Consider the following 20,204-nt stretch of genomic DNA (forward strand, 5'->3'; position numbering starts at 1 on the left):
GCTGACAGTGGCAAGAGGATCACCAGCTTAAGACTGAGTTGCCACCGGGCCTGAGGATGCATCGCGGCAACCGCGGCAGCGCACTGGCTCGCTTCATCGCTTCCGCTGGCGGCCCCTTGGGCGTGCCGAACCTCGCCTTCCTTTTCAGATCGTATCGTACTGTAGACGGTCAGCCGATTGGCCGCTGATGCCGCCGACCTGTTGGAGCTCGGGGATGACCGCAACATCAGCGATGCGTTCGCAAAGCGGTAAATCAAGGGGCGCGGCGCCATGCAAACGTCGCAGCCCAGGCGCGCGAAATGACTTGAAGCTAGATGCCTGTGATGACTAATGTGGGTACCGTACCGAGGGACATGTGACGTACTATGAGATAACGCTCGGCTCACATCAAAAAAATGGACCTCTTCAGCGCAATTGTGGCGGCAACTGACCAACACCCCCATATCAGGACGGCCATGTTACCCGCGCATGCGCCAAGCCGGAACGTCGTTTCCGCTTGGGCCAAAGGATTCCCCGACCGGGACGGAAAATTCGTTAAGGAGTTTCAAACTACCTTTAATTCGTCTTTCTGGGAGATTTATCTGTATGCCGTCTTTTGTGAGTACGGCTTTAGCTTCGATTGGACGCATGCAGCCCCAGATTTTTCTCTCGAGCACAAAGGACAGGGCTTTTGCGTTGAGGCTGTTACTGCGAACGCTGCGGTTGGGAAGCCTAAAGAGTGGGAGCGACCGCTAGACCTGGAAAGTTATGTGCCCACAGACTTGGATGCTCTGAACCGAGAAGCCATGGTCAGGCTAGCCAACGCGATCAATGGAAAGCACAGAAAGTACCTGGCGTCTTATTCTAATAAGCCTCACGTGTCCGGCAAGCCGTTCGTCATCGCTGTCGCGCCCTTCGAACAACCGGCTTTCAACCTCCAGTACGATCGGCCCATTAAGGCGGTGCTCTATGACCACTACGTGGACGAAGCTGCATATCAAAAGGACCGCGAGGCTTATCCCAAAGGCCCTCCTATCCGCCAGCTGGGCTTTGTCACTAAAGAAAACGGCGCTGATATTGAGCTCGGGTTATTTACTGATGATCGATTGAGCCACATTTCCGCAGTGCTGTTTTCGTGTACGGCTACGTGGGGAAAGGTGGACGCGATGTCTCAACAAACAGAAGACCGGCAAACCCTCGTTAGCTCAGTATGGGGATCGAAGCCAGATGGACGCCCTGAAATCAGGCGAGGCCGTCCGGATGAAATTGGCGAAAGAATCGAAGATGGGCTGCAGATTTATCACAATCCCTTTGCAAAGCACCCGTTGAATCTCGAACTGTTTCGCCGCCAGGGCGTCGTTCAGAATTATTTCGAGGCTGGAACTCGACGATGGACGGTGGAAGGGCTGATTGGAAGTCTATTCTGCCGCAGCGTGCTGACAATGCTTGTCGAAGATGACTAGCAGCCAACACCGGACGAAGTATCCGTGTGATGGGCACGTCGTTGCTGACTGGGCTGCCGCTGTCAAGCCTTCATTTAGAAGCGTCGGCACCCTGAAAGTGAGTCTGCCACTTCTCGAAGACGACAGGCAAACGCCACTCCTTCGTGGGTGATACAGCCACGAATAGAGACAAGAGGGCTACGGCGAGCGTGATGACTGTTAGGCGCTCCATCCGTTTTTGAGCTTGAACGCTTTCTCGGATACTGAGAATGGATGAGAGTTGCACGAAATGCTCCCTCAGGGCCTGTTCCTGAGCGACAACGCGCGTGGCGCGGGATTGCGACTCTGTGCAAATCACATTGGCGAAAGATGCCTGCTTCCCGGCATCGAAATCACTCATTGAAAAGTAGTCCCCACTCCAGTGTCGAAAGTCGGCAACGCAAGCTGCGCGGTCCCGAAGTTCTCCGACCACCGCTGGTGTACCCAAGGATCGGTCAAAGAACGACTGAATCTGTTCGATTGTGCGCACAGCTTCGCGTCGGCTAATGCTCTCAATCGCAAGTGCAGAACGATAGCTTTTTATGCCTTTGGAGATCTCCATTAGAAACGCTACGGTAGACCAGTTGGTCAATAATCCGCCAATTCGGTCATTGCAATATTGAATGTAAGCACAGTTCGTATGGCCGCCCAAAGTACTGAGAGCCGTCTCGGCAACTTGAGACGTGCATAGTTGGACAACGAGGTGTGATCCTCCGTCGTCAACTAGATCCCGTTGAATCTGGAAGCGAAAACCCTCGCAATCCCCTGCCTTCCACGCGTCGACTGGTGACGAATTTAATACAATGCGCCGCCATTTTTCTGCTTCGTCGCTTTGGGCACTGCTGGTCCTCGTGCGCGGCAGGAAAAGATGGTCTTTTACCGTCGTAACGAGTTCGGCGGTGGGCATCGGCGAGGGCGAAATCCCGGAATAAAAACCGGGCAAGTTTTTTGCAATCCAACTCTTGGCCAGTAACTGGGCCGCCACTCTGGCCTCGGCTATCGCGCGCTCTTTGAGTGCCCACGGATCCACGATCGCGATGCGTCGAGGTTCTGTCAAGCGTTCGTACACCGTCTTTCGGGCTTGATTGAGTTGCCTCTCGTAAATCCTTTGAAAATCCTCTCGAAATGCAAAGCCGATCACGACGCAGGTCAACGATGGCGTTGGGTGGAACATTTGCACCATCAGATAATCCACCTCGTCTGGCAGCGCGGCATGATTGCCGGCCAGTACGAACCGTGACTGCTCCGCTCGCCGCGTTACCAGACCTATGTTGTACCAGCCGCCTACACCATAGCTCCGTTGTCTACGCACCCATTCGACCGCTTCGCCTCTCTCTCGCCCGAAGCCGGCTCGCCAACCCAGGCGCGTGAGGCTAATTAGAAGGGACTCTATTTCTGCTGGCCCGAAAAGCTCCACGGCCCAAATGGCGCGAAGGCGAAGCTCCTCGTCTTCAGGGACGCGGGTGTTTTCGTTGTCTCGGTCATCAAAGGAACCGAAGAGTCGTGGACGCCTGCCCGGCCCGCGAATCGTATTAGGGAAAAGCCAGTGTGCGTGCCACCTGATCTGGTAGCCCACGCGATGAAGCCATCGCTTGATCGGCGACACCCTGACAGTAGATTCATCGGGTGTTGTGGACGCTTTATCTTCACTCAAGCTCGTGACCTCCTCGCTGCGTTCGATTTCGGAACTTCGCCTATGCGCGGTGCGTAGTGTACGTGCCATAGCGTCGCGAAAGTTGATGGCTCAGACGCCCACGCAATGATCCTTCAACGCAGACATATCAACGCAGACATATCAATGCAGTATGGCAAGTTTCAATGCACTGCGCGACCGCCCCCAAAAAAAAACACATTAAAACGGCGGATTCGAGGCTCGGGCGCCCTGCCGGGTGCGCAGCAGCAGGCCAATTCGCGATGGTAGATGTCGAAATTCATCTAACTTGGGATTTACGTCATCCAGTTTGGGAATCGAAATTTTTCGATATACAAGCACTGGTGCGGCCTTCAGCCAGATTTAGCCCTTGGAGGTCCGATTCGCGTATGCCATTCTTGATGATGCCGCCTGTCATCCCCGGAATGAAGCATCCGTGTGGCTGGCAACCCGAGGCAGCTGACTAGTTCGCAACGCCCGTCTGTCGGCCCTGGCGGGCATTCTGCGAGGGCCTGCCATATTGCCGTCGCCCGTACCGCACGCCGCCGGCGCGGAATCCCCGCAGCGCCACCGGGTTGTGGTGCCCAACACGCCTGGCAGCGCTTTAGAGCGGCTTCTGGCCACGGCAGTGGCCACGGGGCGCCGCGTGCGTAGCTTGAAAGGCCGGGTCAGCTTCGGCAATCCTGGCGGTGACCATAGAAGTCGGGATATGCCGCCCGCGTGCGTCAACATGCTGAGCAGGTCGCGAAAGCTGGCCGTGCGACGTGTCACACGACGCCAGCCAGATCCTGCTTTGGCCGCGTACGCCAGCTGCCAAACCACGGTCGCCCTCTACCCGATCTGCTATTGGATGACGGGCCGCTTCCGACCGAGGTTGTGTGAAAACCCTTTGACGCCGCTACGGTGATCTAGATAGAGTTTGGTATCTCGATCCCGGGAGTCGATATGCCCCGATTCATCGAAGGTCAGGACCGGCAGCAGGTAGCGTTGATCCCGGAATGCCTGGATGACTTCATCGGCGACGACAACCTGCTGCGCATAATCGACGCATTCGTCGACGAGCTCAACCTGGCATTGCTCGGATTTGAGAAGGCGGCGCCAGCAGCGGCCGGCCGCCCGTCGTATCACCCGGCCGTACTGCTGAAGATCTACATCTACGGCTACTTAAATCGGGTCCAGTTCAGACGTCGACTCGAGCGAGAGTGCCAACGCAACGTCGAACTGATGTGGTTCGTCGGCCCTCTGGCGCCAGACTTCAAGACCATCGCAGATTTTCGCCGTGACAATGGCTCGGGCATTCGCAACGTTTGCCGGCGGTTTGTTGCCGTATGCCGAGATCTCAAGCTATTCAGCCAAGCCCTGGTTGCCGTTGATGGAAGCAAGTTCAAGGCAGTCAACACGCGCGACAAGAACTTCACGGCTGCCAAGATAGACAAACGTCAGCAGCAGATTGAGGAGAGCATCCACCTCTATCTGGCGGCGCTCGACACAGCGGACCGAACGCAACCTGTCGAGATCGAGGCCAGGACCAATCGGCTCAATGACAAGATCGAACGTCTGCGCAAACAAATGCGCACGCTGGATGACGTCAAGAAGAGGCTCAAAGACAGTCCAGACGGTCAACTGTCGGTGACCGACCCGGATGCACGCTCGATGGCCACCAGCGGCCGGGGCTCGGGGATGGTCGGCTACAACGTGCAGATGGTTGTCGAAGCCAAGCACCATCTGATCGTCGCGCACGAAGTGACGAACCGAGGACACGACAGGGACTCATTGGCATCGATGACACAAGCCGCGCGGGAGGCGATGGGCAAGAAGCGGCTGCGTGCGATTGCCGATCGCGGCTACTACGGCGCGCCTAAGATCAAGGCATGTGCAGAGACAGGTATTGATGCGATCTTGCCCAAACCCACGACTTCCAATGCCAAGGCCGAAGGCCGCTTCGACCGTTCGGACTTCATTTACATCGCGAAGGACGATGAGTACCAGTGCCCTGCGGGCCAGCGCGCCATCCACCGGTTTACCCGGGAGGAGAATGGTCTTCAATTGCGGCGCTACTGGAGTAGTGCCTGCCCACAATGCGCGATGAAGGAGCGATGCACACCTAGCGCGTATCGGCGCATCAGTCGATGGGAGCATGAGGCCGTGCTTGAGGCGGCGCAGCGCCGTCTAGACCGAATGCCAGATGCGATGAAGGTGCGGCGGCGCACGGTGGAACATGTGTTCGGCACGTTCAAGCATTGGATGGGCTATACGCACTTCCTAACTCGTCGCTTGGGCAATGTGAGCACGGAAATGAGCTTGAATGTACTGGCCTATAACCTCAAGCGGGTTATGCAAATCCTGGGCTACCAGCAGACCATGAAAGCGGTGCTGGCGATGGGCGGCTGAGCCCTTCATGTGACCCATAACGCACCTCAGGCCCTATCCGGGCCGCCCAAACGGCCTTGAGTGAGCCCCGCTTCGACAAATCGAAGTGAAGACCGCCCAAGGTGATGCGGACCAGGCTATTGCGCTGTAGCTGGCAGGACGAAAAGCGTTTCCACACAGCCTCGACCCGTTGCTGACGTTCGCAGGGCCTCGTCAATGACTGCTTTGCGGCGCATGCGGTCGTTCAAATCAAAGCCGGACTGACATGAAAAATGCTCAAAGCAGTATTTCGCAACCCTGGTGCTGTGTCTGTCATACGATCGTTGTGGGGTGAAAACCAGACACTGGATGTTCGGTGCTGGTAAATTCCACACGACAGCCTACTGTAATTCGGATTGAACTGGCGCTGCTGACCTAAAGCCGCCTTTCGGGCCGACTTATTCAATTACAGCAGATCATCGTAAGGGTAAGGGCCGATCGCAACTCGACATGTCGGGGCGCCTTTCGTCCATAGGGAGGTATTTTTGATTTTCATCGATCGACTGCGTGTGCCGCCGCCAGAGGTCCTGTCTGGGCGACAGGCAGAGATTCGGATGGCTGCCGCCAAGCGCTTCTTCAGCAGTGCGGAACGTATGCGCGACCAGAAGCGCTTCGATTTCAGCCTCGGGTTCGCAGCAAAGAGTTGGGGCTGGCCCTTAGTGAGCTTTTCCACGGGAAATGCGCATATTGTGAGCAGGCGATCGAAACCGGACTCGATCGTTTCCGTCCGTCATCCAACAGTCTCGGCATCGACGGAAAGACTGATCCCAATCACTACTGGTGGCTGGCGTATGACTGGAGCAATCTGTATTTCGCCTGCAATGGTTGCAGCCGCGCCAAGGCAAATCGGTTTCCGGTTTCTGGAAAGCGGTCTCGCATAGGCCGTCGAGGCGACGACCTTGTGGATGAGATGCCAATGCTTCTCGACCCTTGCGCCGATCAACCAGAAGACCACCTTCAATTCGATAACACCGGAAGGGTCATCGCGAAATCTGAGCGCGGTCATCTGACTATCGAAACGCTAGCCCTGAATCGTCCTCAGCTAGTTCAACTCCGAAAGTTGGACGCAAAAAAGATCATTCAGGAACTCAACGAAGGCGGCGTCAGCGAAGGCCGGATCAGTCGAATTACGAGCGATACGATGCCGTTTGCGGCGATGCGACGCAATCTCGTCAGCCTGGTCGGCCAAGGCGACGCGATCATCAGAGGAGATCGGCTGGGCCTGCAAGAGCAGCACCGACGAGATCTTGAGAGCACTCAATACACCGTTGGTCCTGATGCAACCGCGCACGACAGGGCTGTTGAGCGATCACGCACTCGATACATCGAGCGCGTAGTACTAAAAAACGTCGGCATACACGGAAGTCTCGATCTGCGAACAGCGCGCACCGATACTTCCAGCGCACCCTGGATGATGCTTCTCGGCGAGAACGGAGTTGGCAAAACCACTCTTTTGAAGGCAATCGTCCTCGCGTTGGCTGTGCCCCAGCAACGGGAGAAGCTCGTCGAGCACTCGCTCAGCGTGCTGCCGCGAGACGGCAAGATCGGATCGATTGTGATTCACTATACAGATGGTGAAGTCATCCGTGCGACGATCGATTCCTCCACTGGACGCGTAAAGACAAAATTTGTCGAGCCTCGATTCAGGCTTCTAGCGCTTGGGGCGACACGTCTGCCACCCACTTCCAAGCGGCGGCCGCCCAGACAGCCTTCTTACGCGAAGGTCATGAACCTGTTCGATCCGTTCTGCCCTCTAGAAGATTCGGTGAGCTGGCTTGCGCGCATATCTGACTCTGAGTTCGGACGCGCAGGCGGCGCCCTAAAAGCACTTCTAGGGGTTCCAAATTCGGCAAAATTTGAGCGGGCTGGAAAGCAGGTCGCACTTCGGCAGGGAGCGCATCGCAGTGACCTACAGACTCTCTCCGATGGCTACCAGACAATCATCGGAGTCGCGTGCTCCATCATGTCCACGCTGGTCGAATCGGATCAGCCGGTCGAAACTGCTGAAGGCATCGTTCTCATCGATGAGATTGGCAACCACCTTCATCCGACTTGGCGAATGCGGATCGTACGCGGTCTGAAGGCAGCCTTTCCACGTGTGCAGTTCATCGCGACCACCCATGAGCCCCTATGCCTACGTGGGCTCGAAGACGGCGAGATCGCTGTACTTCGGCGAAATACGTCTCAGCGGTCAATGCTCATCGACGAGCTGCCACCCGTTCGAGGACTCTTGGTCGATCAGATTCTTTCGTCGCCGCACTTCGGACTCGGTAGCACGATCGATCCAGAGACTGCAGAGAAGTTCGAGACCTACTACGGGCTACTGGCCAAAGGGCAGCTCAGTCCAAAGGAAGTGGGGCGGCTGGAGTCACTTCAAGACGAGCTCAATCGAATTCGCTTGATTGGAAACACGCCAAGCGAGCAGATTCTTCTGCGGACAATCGACGAACGGGTCGCTCGCGCAAACAGCATCGGCAAGCCACTCGACCCAAGTGACCTTCCAAAAGAATTGAGAGACGAACTCGCCGAAGTGCTAGAGCTGGCCACAAAGCTTAGCCCGTCGCGAGCAGGAGGAAAACGGTGATCTACATTGACCGTTCGCGAGTAGAAATTCCCACAACGCTATCCGGTCGAACGAGCATGGGCAAGACGGAGACGAAGGAGGTTATCGCCTTCTACGCACTGTCGACCAACCAAGGGAAGAGCTTTGAGGGGTATGTCGCCTACAACGAAGAAGATGTCAAAGAGCACCTCAACGTTCTCTTTGATTACAAGTGCGCTTATTGCGAGATGGACTACGGTGGCGCGCCACTAGATATCGAGCACTACCGCCCCAAGGCGGCGATCATCGAACTCGATCCGGTTACCTACAAGCCGTACAAGAAGTCAAAAAAGGTGCCGGCACTCAAGCCGGGGTACTACTGGTTGGCTGCACATTGGGAAAACTTGCTGCCATCCTGCATCGACTGCAACCGACGCCGCACCCATGAGTACCGCAAGGTCGGCAAGGAAGTCACCGGCAAAGGAAACTACTTCCCCTTGGCTATTGGTTCGACTCGAGCACGGAAGCACACGCAGCACGTGGCTCTTCGCAAAGAACAGCCGTTGCTGCTCAACCCATGTAACGACGATCCTTCTCTGCACCTTCATTTCGACGATGAGGCCAACGTCTTCGGCCACACCGAGAGAGGCGTTGCGACCATCAAAGTACTCGGTCTGCAGCGCGACCCTCTCGTCAGAAAGCGCCATCGCGTCTTGGTATTGCTTCAGAACTCGATTGCCAACATCAAAGAGGCACGCGCTGCTCTCAAATTCGACCCGGACAACGAATTCGCGAAGAAGATCATCAGCACTGAGCTAAAAACGATTAAGGAGAAATATCTGGTCGACAGCGCACCATTTCTCGCGATGGTCGGGGCAGCAGTCAACGCCGAGCTAGGAATCTGAGGTCTGAGTGTTGTTTGGACGCCGGCTCAAATTTCACTGTCGGCCAGAAGCGGCACTTCACATCTAGGCATCGAAAGGCTTAGAAGGGTCGGCAGTGTCACTCCGCCCATGCGGAAACCGGTCCTTCACTCAGGGCTTTTCTCCGTCCAGCGGCGTGCGTCCGGTGCTGAGGGTGATGCGGTCACTGGCCGAATGATCGCTGATGACCTTGGAAACGATTCGACACCACCATCTCCGAATGACTCAGATCAGCCTGGACCTGTCATTAGCGACTAGGTGCCGGGCGACTGCTCCTGGCCGAGAACGGTCGATGGCCATTCGCCTGTCGGCCCGATACCGTGCGGAGGTAAGGCGACCCTGTGGATCCCGAGGCAGTGGGGAAAAAGGCGCCACCCAAGTTCAATGAATTTTTCCGCCGAAACTGCCAGGTTCAATGGACTTCGACACTAGCAGAGCCCATCACCACGCCTCGTAGGTGCGAGCCTTCAGGCGGGGCGCCGCAAAATCCAGAAACGCCCTCACCTTCAGCGGCAAGGTTCCTTGCCCCGTGTGGACCAGGCTGATCGGCCAGGGCGACGGCTCGAAGTCGGCCAGCACGATGTCAAGCTCGCCGGCCTGCAAGGCGCTGGCCATCTGATACGAAATCACGCGCGTCAGTCCGATGCCCGCCACCGCCGCATCCACGGCGGCTTCGGCCGTGCTTACCGCAAGCCGCGAGCGCACGGGGATGGCGATGCTCGACTTGCCCGACTGAAAATTCCAGACTTGCCGTGACGCCATTTTCTCGAACGTGACGCAGGCGTGATGACTCAGATCGCGCGGATGCAGTGGCGTGCCGTGGCGGGCAAGATAGGCCGGACTGGCGCACACGACCCGCCGCACGGAACCGACGGGTATCGCCACGAGGGAGCTATCGGGCAGGTCGGCGATGCGCACGGCAAGGTCGATGTGCTCTTCCAACAGCGGCACCACCCGATCCGTCAACACCATCCGCACGTCGATGTCGGGATAGGTTTTCAGGAACTCGGCGATGACGGGCAACAGGTGCAGGCGGCCGAACACGATGGGCGCGGTCATGACCAGTTCGCCTTTGGGTTCCACGTATTCGCCCGTCGCGGCGCGCTCGGCTTCGCCCACCGCGTCCAGGATCTGCCGGCATGCCGCGACGTAGGCCTGCCCGGCTTCGGTCAGCGAAAGTTGCCGGGTGGACCGATGCAGCAGCCGTACACCCAGGTGGGCTTCAAGGTCGGCGACCTTGCGGCTGACCGTGGCCAGCGGCATCTTCGCCTGCCGCGCGGCCTGCGAAAAACTTCCGGCTTCAACCACCGCCAGCAATAGCGCCATCGCTTCCAATCGGTCACTCATATTCTTGAATTTTGAAAAGATGGTTCCCGATGTTATTGGATTATCCAAATATCCGGAAGGCAATAACATGCGCGTTCCGGTCCCGACTTGCCCTGTCGACTACACGTTCGACGCGTCGCCACCGGGCGTCAAGCTTTCGGAGACCCTGCCATGTCGACGCTGTTGAACTCCCTGCCCCGGGCGACGCCTGCACGCGCCTCTCTTGGCAACCTGCCGGTCAATCTGTTCGCGTCCGTCATGGGCATTGCCGGGCTGTCCATCGCCTGGCGGCAGGCCAGCGCGGAATATGGCGTGACGCCGCGCATTGCCGAAGGCGTCGGCATCGTTGCGCTGATCGTGTTCGTGCTGCTGGGCGCGGCGTACCTGGCCAAAGCGATCAAGCATCCCCGCGCCGTGGTGGCCGAATACCGCCATCCCGTGGCGGGCAATTTCTTTGGCACCATCACCATTGCCATCTTGTTGCTGGCGGCCGTCGTCGCGCCGCTCGACCTTGCTACCGCCGCCATCATGTGGAGCGTGGGCGCCGCGCTGACCATCGCGCTGTGCTTTGCCATCGCCGGCCGCCTGCTTCAAGGCAAGATCGACATTGCCCATGCCGTGCCCGCCTGGTTCATACCGGGTGTCGCCACGCTGGACATCACAGTCACGGGCGGGCCGATGCCCATGGCCTGGGCGCACGAGTTGAGCCTGTTCGCGCTGGCCGTGGGCACGATGATCGCGTTGCTGTTCTTCACGATGATCATGTCGCGCATGATCCATCACGAGCCGCTGCCCGCTGCCATGGTTCCGTCGATGCTGATCCTGATGGCGCCGTTCGCCGTCGGCTTTCTTGCCTACACCAGCTACACACAGCGGATGGACGCCTTTGCCGGGCTGCTGTTCTACTTTGGGCTGTTCATCTTCCTGGCGCTGGCGCCCAAGGTCTTTCGACGCGGCACTCCGTTTGCGTCCGGTTGGTGGGCGATCAGCTTTCCGATGGCGGCGCTGACCAGCGCAGCGTTGAAGTACGCCGCGTTCGCCCAGGCATGGCCCGTGACGGCCATTGCTCTGGCGCTGCTATCGCTGCTTACCCTGTCCATTGCGGTGCTGTTCCTGAAGACCTTGCGCATCCTCTTGAACGGCAAGCTGTTGGCCGGCTGAACCGCATCCGAATCTGACGGCCCTCTATCGGCCGCCTGCGCCTTACGCCCCCACTACGCTTTGCGTCGCCAGCGCCTGGGCCAGCTGCAAGGCCTGGGCCAGAAATTCAGATCCGTCATCCTTGCGGTAGCTGGCGATCACCGGCGACACGAACCCATCACCCTCGATCCGCACGTGCACCACGTCCTGGCGTTGCAGGCGCTGCACCGACGCCGGCACCACCGACACGCCCAGGCCCGCCGCGACCAGGCCGATCGCCGTCTGCAATTCGTTGGCTTCCTGCACGACTTGCAGCGCATGGCCGCTGGCGCGGAACAGCCCCAGCACATGGTCCGCGAAGTTGGGCCGTGGCCGCGCGGGATACAACACGAAAGGTTCCTGCGCCAGCCTGTCGACCGACACGCTTGGCTTGCCCGCCAGCGGGTGGTGCAAGGGCACGGCGGCCATCAGGGGTTCGGTCATCAACACCCGGCGCTCGATTGCCGGATCGTCGAGCAGGATGCGGCCGATACCCAGATCGATCCGCCCGGACTTCAGCGCCTCGATCTGCGGCAAGCTGGTCATCTCGGCCAGCCCCACCTCGACTTGCGGATCGGCGCTGCGCAATTGCCGGATCAGTTCGGGCACGAAGCCATACAGCGTGGATGGCACGAAGCCGATGCCGAACCAGCGCCGCTGGTTCTGCCCCAGCCGGCGCGTGCCCTCAAGCACTTCTTCCAGGCGCGCCGTCAGCAGGCGCGACTGCTCAAGCAGGAAACGCCCCGCTTCGGTCAGGCGCAGCGCGCGCGTGGTGCGCTCGAACAGGACCACGCCCAACTCTTCTTCAAATTGACGGATCTGCCTGCTAAGGGGCGGTTGGGCAATGTGCAGGCGCGCGGCGGCGCGCGTGAAACTGCCCTCTTCCGCCACGGCCTGAAAATAACGCAAGTGCCGCAGTTGCATGAATCACCCAGACTGGAAAGGTATGAATCGAAACCCATATAGTCTTGGACGCCACAGAAAAGCACAAGCCATACTTGGAGCATCGCTGCCTGCCGGCTGGAAAAGTATGAATCCGGCGGGCAGCGATCAAGGTCCGCTCCCCTGCGGGACGGGCCCGCCATTTGAAGACTGGCCGCGCCACCCGACAAGAGCGCGTCCTGAATAAACAAAGCACGACGGAGACAACCATGCGCTTGCGCCATGTGATCAAACCCTTAGTCCACGCCCTGGTGGCGTTGTCGCTGACGGGCGGTGCGTCCGCCGCGCTGGCCGACAACTATCCGGACCACCCCATCAAATGGGTGGTGCCCTTCCCGCCCGGAGGCGCCATGGACAGCATTGCGCGCACCCTGGGCGAGTCGATGAGCAAGCAGCTCAACACCTCGGTCATCGTGGAAAACCGCGCGGGCGCGGGTGGCAACATCGGCGCGGCGTCCGTGGCGCGGTCCAAGCCGGACGGCTACACGATACTGATCGTGGCCAACGGCATGGCGGTCAACCCGGCCTTGTACGCCGACCTGAACTACGACCCCATCAAGGACTTCGCGCCGATCTCGCTGCTGGCGGTGGTGCCCAACGTGCTGGTCACCAACCCGGCGCGCACCGGCGCCACCAGCGTGCAGGACGTCATCGCCAAGGCCCGAGCACAGCCGAACCATTACACCTATGCGTCGGCGGGCGTCGGCACCTCGATCCATCTGGCCGGCGAGCTCTTCGTGTCCATGACCGGCGTGGAGATGCTGCACGTGCCCTACAAGGGCAGCGGCCCGGCCGTGGCGGACCTGCTGGGCGGCCAGGTCGACTACATGTTCGACAGCATCACGTCGGCCAAGCCGCACATCGCCACCGGCAAGCTGCGCGCGCTGGGTGTCACCACCGCCAAGCGTTCGGCGGCGCTGCCCGACGTGCCGACCCTGCAGGAAGCGGGCGTGCCCGGCTACGAACTCATGCCGTGGTTCGCGGCATTTGCGCCGGCCGGAACAAAGCCCGAGGTGGTGGCCAAGCTGAACGAAGCCATGCGCCATGCGCTGGCCGAACCCAAGGTCAAAGCCACGCTGGATTCTATTGGCGCGGAATCAATCGGCAGCAGCTCCGATGCCCTGCGCGACCATCTGGCCAAGGAAACGGCGCAGTGGAAGACGTTGGTGAAGGAACGCAATATCAAGATCAACTGACGCCGCGCGCGTCATGCAAACGCCCACGGCGCGGGTGCGTGCGTGGGCGTTTTGCCGTCAGCGGCGACTGATCATTCCACCGTCGCGCCCGACTTCTTCACCACTTCCGCCCAGCGCGGAATTTCGGTGGCCATCAAGGCACGCAATTGGTCAGGGGTGCTGCCTACCAATTCCATGCCCATGGTCTTGCCGAGCTTTTCCTGCACGTCCGGCTCTTTCAGGATGACGGCGATCTCGGCCGCCAGCTTGTCCAGGATCGGCTTGGGCGTGCCCTTGGGCGCGTAGACGGCCTGCCAGGACGCCATCTGAAAGCCCGGCACGCCGGCTTCCTGCATGGTGGGCACGTCAGGGGCCAGCGAAATGCGGTCCTTGGTGGTGACGGCCAACAGCTTGAGCTTGCCGGTTTGCAGCAGCGGCAGCGCGGCCGTCATCTGATCGAACATGAAGGTGACCGCGCCGGAAGACACGTCCACCATCGCGGGCGGCGTGCCCTTGTACGGCACGTGCGTGAGCGGCACGCCGATCATGCTGGAAAACAGTTCGCCGGCCAGATGGGTCGAGGTGCCCGCGCCGGACGAGGCAAACGTGCGCTTGTTGGGATCACGCTTGAGCAGCGCGATCAGGTCGGCCACCGAGTTCACGCCCAGGTTCGGGTCCACCAACAGCACGTTGGGCAGATACGCGATCAGCGAGACGGGCTCGAAGTCCTTGACCGGGTCGTACTTCAGATTCTTGTACAGGCTGGCGTTGATGGCGTGCGTGCTGATGGTGCCGCCAAACAAGGTGTAGCCATCGGGCGCGGCCTTGGCCACGTACGTCGCGCCAATGCCGCCGGCCGCGCCGGGCTTGTTTTCGACGATGACGTTCTGGTGCAGGCGGTCGCCCAGCTTCTGGGCGAGCACGCGGCCGACCACGTCGGTGGATCCGCCGACCGTGAACGGCACCACATAGGAAATCGGCTTTTGCGCCGGCCAATCGGCGGCGCTCGCCGAGGTGGCCAGCATGCCCAGGGCGGCGCTGGCCAACAGCGCGGCCAACGCACTGCGTCGTTGCGGTTTCATGGTTGTCTCCTGCCTTGTTTTATTGCTTTATAGGTATGGGATCGCCGGCCGGTCGGCCGGCGGCTGGGCGCGATGGCCCGAGGGATGCATCAGCCCGAACTCAACGTCCTTGCTCTTTGCGCCACGCGGCGAACTTGTCCTTGGTGCCTGGGTCGGTCGGCGGGTACAGGCCCAGGATGGACGCGCCCTCTTGCACCTGGCTGGTCACGAAGTCTTCGAAGGCCGTCATTTCCACGGCTTCGATCGAGATCTCGTCGGCCAGATGCGCGGGGATCACGACCACGCCTTCGCGGTCGCCCACGACGATGTCGCCCGGCCACACCGCCACGTCGCCGCAACCGATGGGCGCGTTGATGTCCAGCGCCTGGTGCAAGGTCAGGTTGGTCGGGGCCGAGGGACGCTGGTGATACGCGGCAAAGCCCAGCTCGGCAATTTCCGGCGAATCACGAAAACCGCCGTCCGTAACCACACCGGCCACGCCGCGCTTCATCAGGCGCGTCACCAGGATGGACCCGGCCGAGGCGGCGCGCGCATCCTTGCGGCTGTCCATGACCAGCACCGCGCCTTCCGGGCAGGTTTCCACGGCTACGCGTTGCGGGTGCGAACGGTCTTCGAACACTTTGATGGTGTTCAGGTCTTCGCGGGCGGGGATGTAGCGCAGCGTGAAGGCCGGCCCGACCATGTTGGGCAGGTTGGCGTTCAGCGGACGCACGTCCTGGATGAACTGATTGCGCAGCCCGCGCTTGAACAAGGCCGTGCACAGGGTGGCCGTGCTGATGCCGGACAGGCGGGCACGGGTTTCGGGATTCATTTGGGACACGATGGCTCCGGACGATAAGCGGAAAAAAGGGAGACGCGAAAAGCGCGCTCAGAAGATCTCGGGCTCGGGCACCGGTGCGCCGAACTCGGTTTCCAGGAAGTCGAAATCGCAGCCGTCGTTCGCTTGCAGGATGTGCTTGGAATACATCCAGCCATAGCCGCGTTCATAGCGCTTGGGCGGCGGCGTCCACGCGGCGCGGCGGGCGGCGAGCTCTTCGTCGCTGATGTTCAGGTGAATGCTGCGGGCCGGTACGTCGACAGTGATCAAGTCGCCCGTCTTGACGAAGGCCAGCGGGCCGCCCACGTAGGACTCGGGCGCGGCATGCAGGATGCACGCGCCGTAGCTCGTGCCGCTCATGCGGGCATCGGAGAGGCGCAGCATGTCGCGCACGCCCTGCTTGACCAGCTTGGTCGGGATCGGCAGCATGCCCCATTCCGGCATGCCGGGACCGCCTTGCGGGCCGGCGTTGCGCAGGATCATGATGTGCTCGGGCGTGACGTCCAGGTTCTCGTCATCGACCGCCGCCTTCATGCTGGGATAGTCGTCGAACACCAGCGCGGGGCCGGTGTGTTGCAGGAACTGCGGCGCGCAGGCGCTGGGCTTGATGACGCAGCCGTCCGGCGCGATATTGCCGCGCAGCACCGCCAGCGCGCCTTCGTCGTAGATCGCCGTATCCAGTTTGCGGATGACGTCGTCGTTGTAGACCTCCGCGCCCGCGATGTTCTCGCCCAGCGTCTTGCCCGTGACGGTCATGGCGCTCAGGTCCAGATGCCCTTCCAGGCGAGTCATCAGCGCCGGCAGGCCGCCCGCGTAATAGAAGTCTTCCATCAGATAGGTGTCGCCGCTGGGCCGGATGTTGGCGATGACGGGCACCTTGCGGCTGGCGGCGTCGAAGTCTTCCAGGCCGACCGCGTGGCCCGCACGGCGCGACATCGCCACCAGGTGGATGATGGCGTTGGTCGAGCAGCCCATGGCCATGGCCACGTTGATGGCGTTCTTGAACGACGCCATGCTCAGGATGCGTTGCGGCGTCAGGTCGTCCCAGACCATCTCCACCACGCGGCGGCCGCATTCGGCGGACATGCGCATGTGATTGACGTCGGCCGCCGGAATCGAGGATGCGCCCGGCAGCGTCATGCCGATGGATTCCGCGATGGCGGTCATGGTGCTGGCCGTGCCCATCGTCATGCAGGTGCCGTAGCTGCGCGCAATGCCGCCTTCGACCTCGGTCCATTGCTCTTGCGTGATCTTGCCGGCGCGGCGTTCGTCCCAGAGCTTCCAGGCGTCCGAGCCCGATCCCAGGATCTTGCCCTTCCAGTTGCCTCGCAGCATCGGGCCTGCGGGCACATACACGCACGGCAGGCCGGCGCTGATGGCGCCCATCAACAAGCCCGGCGTGGTCTTGTCGCACCCGCCCATCAGCACCGCGCCATCGACCGGGTGGCTGCGCAGCAGCTCTTCGGTTTCCATGGCCAGGAAGTTGCGATAAAGCATGGTGGTGGGCTTGACGAACGATTCCGACACCGAAATCGCCGGCAGCTCTACCGGAAAGCCGCCCGCCTGGAACACGCCGCGCTTGACGTCTTCGACGCGCTGCTTGAAATGGCTGTGACAGGGGTTAAGGTCCGACCAGGTGTTGATGATGGCAATGATGGGCCGGCCGACCCAGTCGTCCGGGCCGTAGCCCATCTGCATCATGCGTGAACGGTGGCCAAACGAACGCAGGTCATCCTTGGCCATCCAGGCGGCGCTGCGCAGACTTTCGTAGGTACGTTTCATAGGGGAATGGGGGAAAGGCGTGGTGGGGATGGGAGCCATTTAAACACTAATACATTAGTGCGTCAGCTAGGTGGAAACCCGCTACACTGCGGGCTTCACACCGTACTCCCGCCAGGCCCCTGATGCAAAGCCCCAAGCTCAGACTGGACCGTTCGCGCCATGCCGCGCCCCAGGTCTTCGAACATCTACGCGAACAGATCGTGTCGCTGGAACTCGCGCCCGGCGCGCCATTGTCGCGCGTGACGCTGGCCGAAACCTACGGCCTGAGCCAGACGCCGATCCGCGACGCGCTGATGCGGCTGGCCGAGGAAGCGCTCGTCGATATCTACCCGCAGCACACCACCGTAGTGAGCCGAATCGACATCCCGGCCGCGCGGCAGGCGCACTTCCTGCGCCAATCGCTGGAACTTGAAATCGTGCATCTGCTGGCGCAGCGGCCCGACCCCATCCTGCACAAGCGGCTGCAAGCCAGCATCGACTTGCAGCACGCCAGCCACGCCAGCGGCGAATACCAGCAGTTCATCGACGCCGACCAGGCGTTTCATCGCGACATGCATCTGGCCGCGGGCGTCACCGGTTTGTGGGAATTGGAGCAGCGCTACAGCGGGCATCTGGATCGCCTGCGCCGCCTGCATCTGCCCGAAGCCGGCAAGGCGGAACGCATCATGGATGACCATCAACGCCTGCTGGACGCCATCGTCGCGCAGGACCCCTCCGCCGCCCAGCGCATCCTGCGCGAGCATTTGTCGGGCACCTTGAGCCAGGTGGCCGAGATCTGCAAGCGCTATCCGGAATACGTGCTGGTGCAGTAGGCCGGCGCGGGCTAGTCCAGCGGATACCGCCTGATGACGGTCTTGCCGTCGCGCTCGGCCAGCGACAGCAGGCCATCGCCCGACAGGTCCAGTCCGATCAGGCCGTTTTCCACGTCCTGCGGCATTTGAAACGGCCGCCAGCTCTTGCCCTGATCGCGGGTGTAGAAATACGTCTTGGTGTACTCGTTGAACGACAGCAGGTGGTCGGCGTAGGTCTTGATGACCCAGGCGTTTGGCCCGAACCAGGCATCGTCGATCCAGCTGGCCGTGCCCTGCACGCTGGGCGATTTGGCAAGCCGACGCCACGAGCGATCGGCCTTGTCCAGTTCGAAGATGGTGTCGCCCCGGGTTTCAAACACAGGCTGATCGCGCGTGTACAGCGCGTCGGGCGCCGACGCAGGCACCGGTGGCACGCCTTGCGCAATGCGAAACGCGGGCGGTGCGCCGTCCTGGAATTGCACTTCAAAACGGCGGGTCTCAAGTACCTCGTTGCGATGCGAGGCGTCCAGGCTGATGCGCGTGCGCCAGCTCCAGCCCAGCGCGTGCTTGTCGTCCAGCGGATACAGCGACCAGTCGTACGCCAGTTGATCGTCCGCGTGCTGGCTGCCCGGCCGGGCGGCCTCTTCACGAAACGCGCGGTCAAAGGATTTGGTGTCGGGCCAGACCTGATCGTCCAGCCGCGTGGCCGACCAGCTGCGGGCGCCGTCCTCGCTGATCAAAAGACGCTGCCCCGATTCGTGGCGCTCCAGCGCGATGACGCGTTCCTCTGTCAGGAACACGGTGTATTGCCGGGGCCCGCCCAGCGCGATATCGGGCGCGTAGGTCCAGGTCTTGCCCAGGTCGTCCGAGCGCAGCACGTCCCAGTCCGCCGCCACATCGTCGCGCGCCGCCACGGCCCGGGCGGCGCTGACCAGATACAGCGTGCCGCCATCGGGCGTGCCGATCAGGCTGACACCGGTGTCGCCACGGATCGATCCCAGCAATTCGAACACGCCCGTACCCAGTCCGCCGTAGATCAGGTTGCGCGTCTCGGCCAACTGCCACGGGGCGGGCTGGCGCGCGTCAAAGCCCGGCAGCAGCGCGTCCAGCAGAGGCGCGCGCTCCAGGCCGGCCAGATCCTTGCCGCCCACCAGGCGCTGACCGATCAACAGTTGGCGTTCGCCGAACCGTTGCAGCGATACGCGCGACGAGGACGCCAGCGGCAGCCCGTTCAGTTCGCCGATCACTTCACTGCGTGTCAGCGGCTGGCCCATGGGCACCAGCTGGTAGATGCCGTAGCCAAGAACCGCCGCGGCAGCGATCGCAGCGCCGCTGGCAAGCAGTCTTAGGTTCATGACGACAACGTATCCTGGAGCATGAGTACCCGCCTTTCGGCCGGCGACTTTTAGAGAATGGGCGAAACTATAGCGCGTTGCGCGACGTTCTCTATACTGGCGTGACATACTCTTACGCCGCATTTGGCCACACACGGAACCCGGACATGATCGCAAGGCACGCCCCTCTTCCTCTCGCCCTGCTCGTCTTTTCGGCAGCCGCCTGGGGGCAGCCGGGTCCAGCCGCCGCGCCCGAAGCCTGCGCGGCCATCACGGTGCGCGAAGGCGATCCCATCCCGCCCGACGCCTGCGCGGTCAACATCGTGCCGCGTGACCTGGGCGTATCGGGCATCAGCTTCGGCGAGGCCCCCGCCTGGACGCCGCTGGACCCGAAAGCCATGCCCGGCGTGTTCTACGACAGCGCATCGATCGCGCCGATGTCTGAACGGCCGGTCGTGATGGCGGTGACCGTGGCGTGGTTCTACGCGCAGCCGCGCGTGTCTGAAACCAACGGCCAGCCGTACGGATCGGTGTCGCAACCGATCATCCTCAATTGCAGCGCCAACACCTACACCGTCACCCAGACCCAGCACTACGCCGGCAACAACGCCACCGGCGCGCTGGTGGAATCGATACCCGTGGCGGGCATCCACAACGCGCCGGTCGCGCGCGACCCGGTGCAGCGCAAGCTGCGCGACGTGGTCTGCCCCACGTCGGGCAAGAGCGCACGCAAGTAGGCGGTAGCGGGCAACGTGCACGCCCGCTCATCGGGGTGCTGCGCAAGCGCCTGG

15 protein-coding genes are annotated in these 20,204 nt (G+C 61.2%); 8 read left to right on the forward strand and 7 right to left on the reverse strand.

Annotated features, from left to right (window positions below; translation table 11 throughout):
* Positions 1-395: 395 nt before the first annotated feature.
* Positions 396-1,442 carry a hypothetical protein gene (locus tag API01S_RS06490; protein WP_061303733.1) on the forward strand — a complete coding sequence of 349 codons (1,047 nt, stop codon included), beginning with the start codon at positions 396-398 and terminating at the stop codon, positions 1,440-1,442.
* Between the two features lie 70 nt (positions 1,443-1,512).
* Here the strand turns inward: API01S_RS06490 and API01S_RS06495 are convergent, their stop codons facing one another.
* A complete protein-coding gene (locus API01S_RS06495) occupies positions 1,513-3,114 on the reverse strand; it encodes a hypothetical protein (protein WP_156487066.1) in 1,602 nt (533 codons plus the stop codon).
* Positions 3,115-4,056: 942 nt separating this feature from the next.
* Here API01S_RS06495 and API01S_RS06500 point away from each other — a divergent pair.
* The 3 genes from API01S_RS06500 (at position 4,057) to API01S_RS06510 (ending at position 8,967) form a co-directional block, all read left to right on the forward strand.
* Entirely contained in the window at positions 4,057-5,502 is a 1,446-nt protein-coding gene (locus API01S_RS06500) for an IS1182 family transposase (protein WP_061303737.1), read from the forward strand.
* Between the two features lie 661 nt (positions 5,503-6,163).
* On the forward strand, positions 6,164-8,104 hold the full coding sequence (locus tag API01S_RS06505; RefSeq protein ID WP_156487067.1) for an AAA family ATPase: 1,941 nt from the start codon (positions 6,164-6,166) through the stop codon (positions 8,102-8,104).
* Positions 8,101-8,967 (forward strand): HNH endonuclease family protein, encoded by an 867-nt coding sequence (locus API01S_RS06510; protein ID WP_156487068.1) that lies wholly within the window; start codon positions 8,101-8,103, stop codon positions 8,965-8,967. Before API01S_RS06505 ends, API01S_RS06510 begins: the two co-directional genes overlap by 4 nt.
* A 459-nt stretch (positions 8,968-9,426) precedes the next feature.
* Here API01S_RS06510 and API01S_RS06515 read toward each other — a convergent pair whose 3' ends face one another.
* Positions 9,427-10,332, reverse strand: a complete 906-nt coding sequence (locus API01S_RS06515; RefSeq protein ID WP_061303743.1) for a LysR family transcriptional regulator — start codon at positions 10,330-10,332, stop codon at positions 9,427-9,429.
* Between the two features lie 150 nt (positions 10,333-10,482).
* Here API01S_RS06515 and API01S_RS06520 point away from each other — a divergent pair, with 150 nt between their 5' ends.
* Entirely contained in the window at positions 10,483-11,472 is a 990-nt protein-coding gene (locus tag API01S_RS06520) for an SLAC1 anion channel family protein (RefSeq protein WP_061303745.1), read from the forward strand.
* 42 nt (positions 11,473-11,514) lie between these two features.
* On the opposite strand, the gene API01S_RS06525 is transcribed toward API01S_RS06520, so the two are convergent.
* A complete protein-coding gene (locus API01S_RS06525; protein WP_061303747.1) occupies positions 11,515-12,414 on the reverse strand; it encodes a LysR family transcriptional regulator in 900 nt (299 codons plus the stop codon).
* Between the two features lie 227 nt (positions 12,415-12,641).
* Here API01S_RS06525 and API01S_RS06530 point away from each other — a divergent pair, with 227 nt between their 5' ends.
* Complete coding sequence (locus API01S_RS06530) at positions 12,642-13,628, forward strand: Bug family tripartite tricarboxylate transporter substrate binding protein (protein ID WP_061303749.1); 987 nt, start codon at positions 12,642-12,644, stop codon at positions 13,626-13,628.
* 71 nt (positions 13,629-13,699) lie between these two features.
* On the opposite strand, the gene API01S_RS06535 is transcribed toward API01S_RS06530, so the two are convergent.
* From API01S_RS06535 to araD, 3 genes are all read right to left on the reverse strand, one after another.
* On the reverse strand, positions 13,700-14,689 hold the full coding sequence (locus API01S_RS06535) for a Bug family tripartite tricarboxylate transporter substrate binding protein (protein ID WP_006219321.1): 990 nt from the start codon (positions 14,687-14,689) through the stop codon (positions 13,700-13,702).
* Positions 14,690-14,789: 100 nt separating this feature from the next.
* Positions 14,790-15,500 (reverse strand): ribonuclease activity regulator RraA, encoded by a 711-nt coding sequence (locus tag API01S_RS06540; protein WP_061303750.1) that lies wholly within the window; start codon positions 15,498-15,500, stop codon positions 14,790-14,792.
* A gap of 57 nt (positions 15,501-15,557) precedes the next feature.
* Positions 15,558-17,288 carry an L-arabinonate dehydratase gene (araD, locus tag API01S_RS06545; protein ID WP_050728886.1) on the reverse strand — a complete coding sequence of 577 codons (1,731 nt, stop codon included), beginning with the start codon at positions 17,286-17,288 and terminating at the stop codon, positions 15,558-15,560.
* A gap of 122 nt (positions 17,289-17,410) precedes the next feature.
* Between araD and API01S_RS06550 the strand changes: the two genes are divergently transcribed.
* Positions 17,411-18,100, forward strand: a complete 690-nt coding sequence (locus tag API01S_RS06550) for a GntR family transcriptional regulator (protein WP_061303752.1) — start codon at positions 17,411-17,413, stop codon at positions 18,098-18,100.
* An 11-nt stretch (positions 18,101-18,111) separates the two neighbouring features.
* On the opposite strand, the gene API01S_RS06555 is transcribed toward API01S_RS06550, so the two are convergent.
* Positions 18,112-19,434: a hypothetical protein gene (locus API01S_RS06555; RefSeq protein WP_061303754.1), complete on the reverse strand. Its 1,323-nt coding sequence runs from the start codon at positions 19,432-19,434 to the stop codon at positions 18,112-18,114.
* Positions 19,435-19,580: 146 nt separating this feature from the next.
* Between API01S_RS06555 and API01S_RS06560 the strand changes: the two genes are divergently transcribed.
* Positions 19,581-20,150: a surface-adhesin E family protein gene (locus tag API01S_RS06560; protein ID WP_006219316.1), complete on the forward strand. Its 570-nt coding sequence runs from the start codon at positions 19,581-19,583 to the stop codon at positions 20,148-20,150.
* The last annotated feature ends 54 nt before the right edge of the window (positions 20,151-20,204 follow it).

This window comes from Achromobacter piechaudii NBRC 102461 (assembly GCF_001571245.1).
GTDB classification, from domain to species: Bacteria; Pseudomonadota; Gammaproteobacteria; order Burkholderiales; family Burkholderiaceae_B; genus Achromobacter; species Achromobacter piechaudii.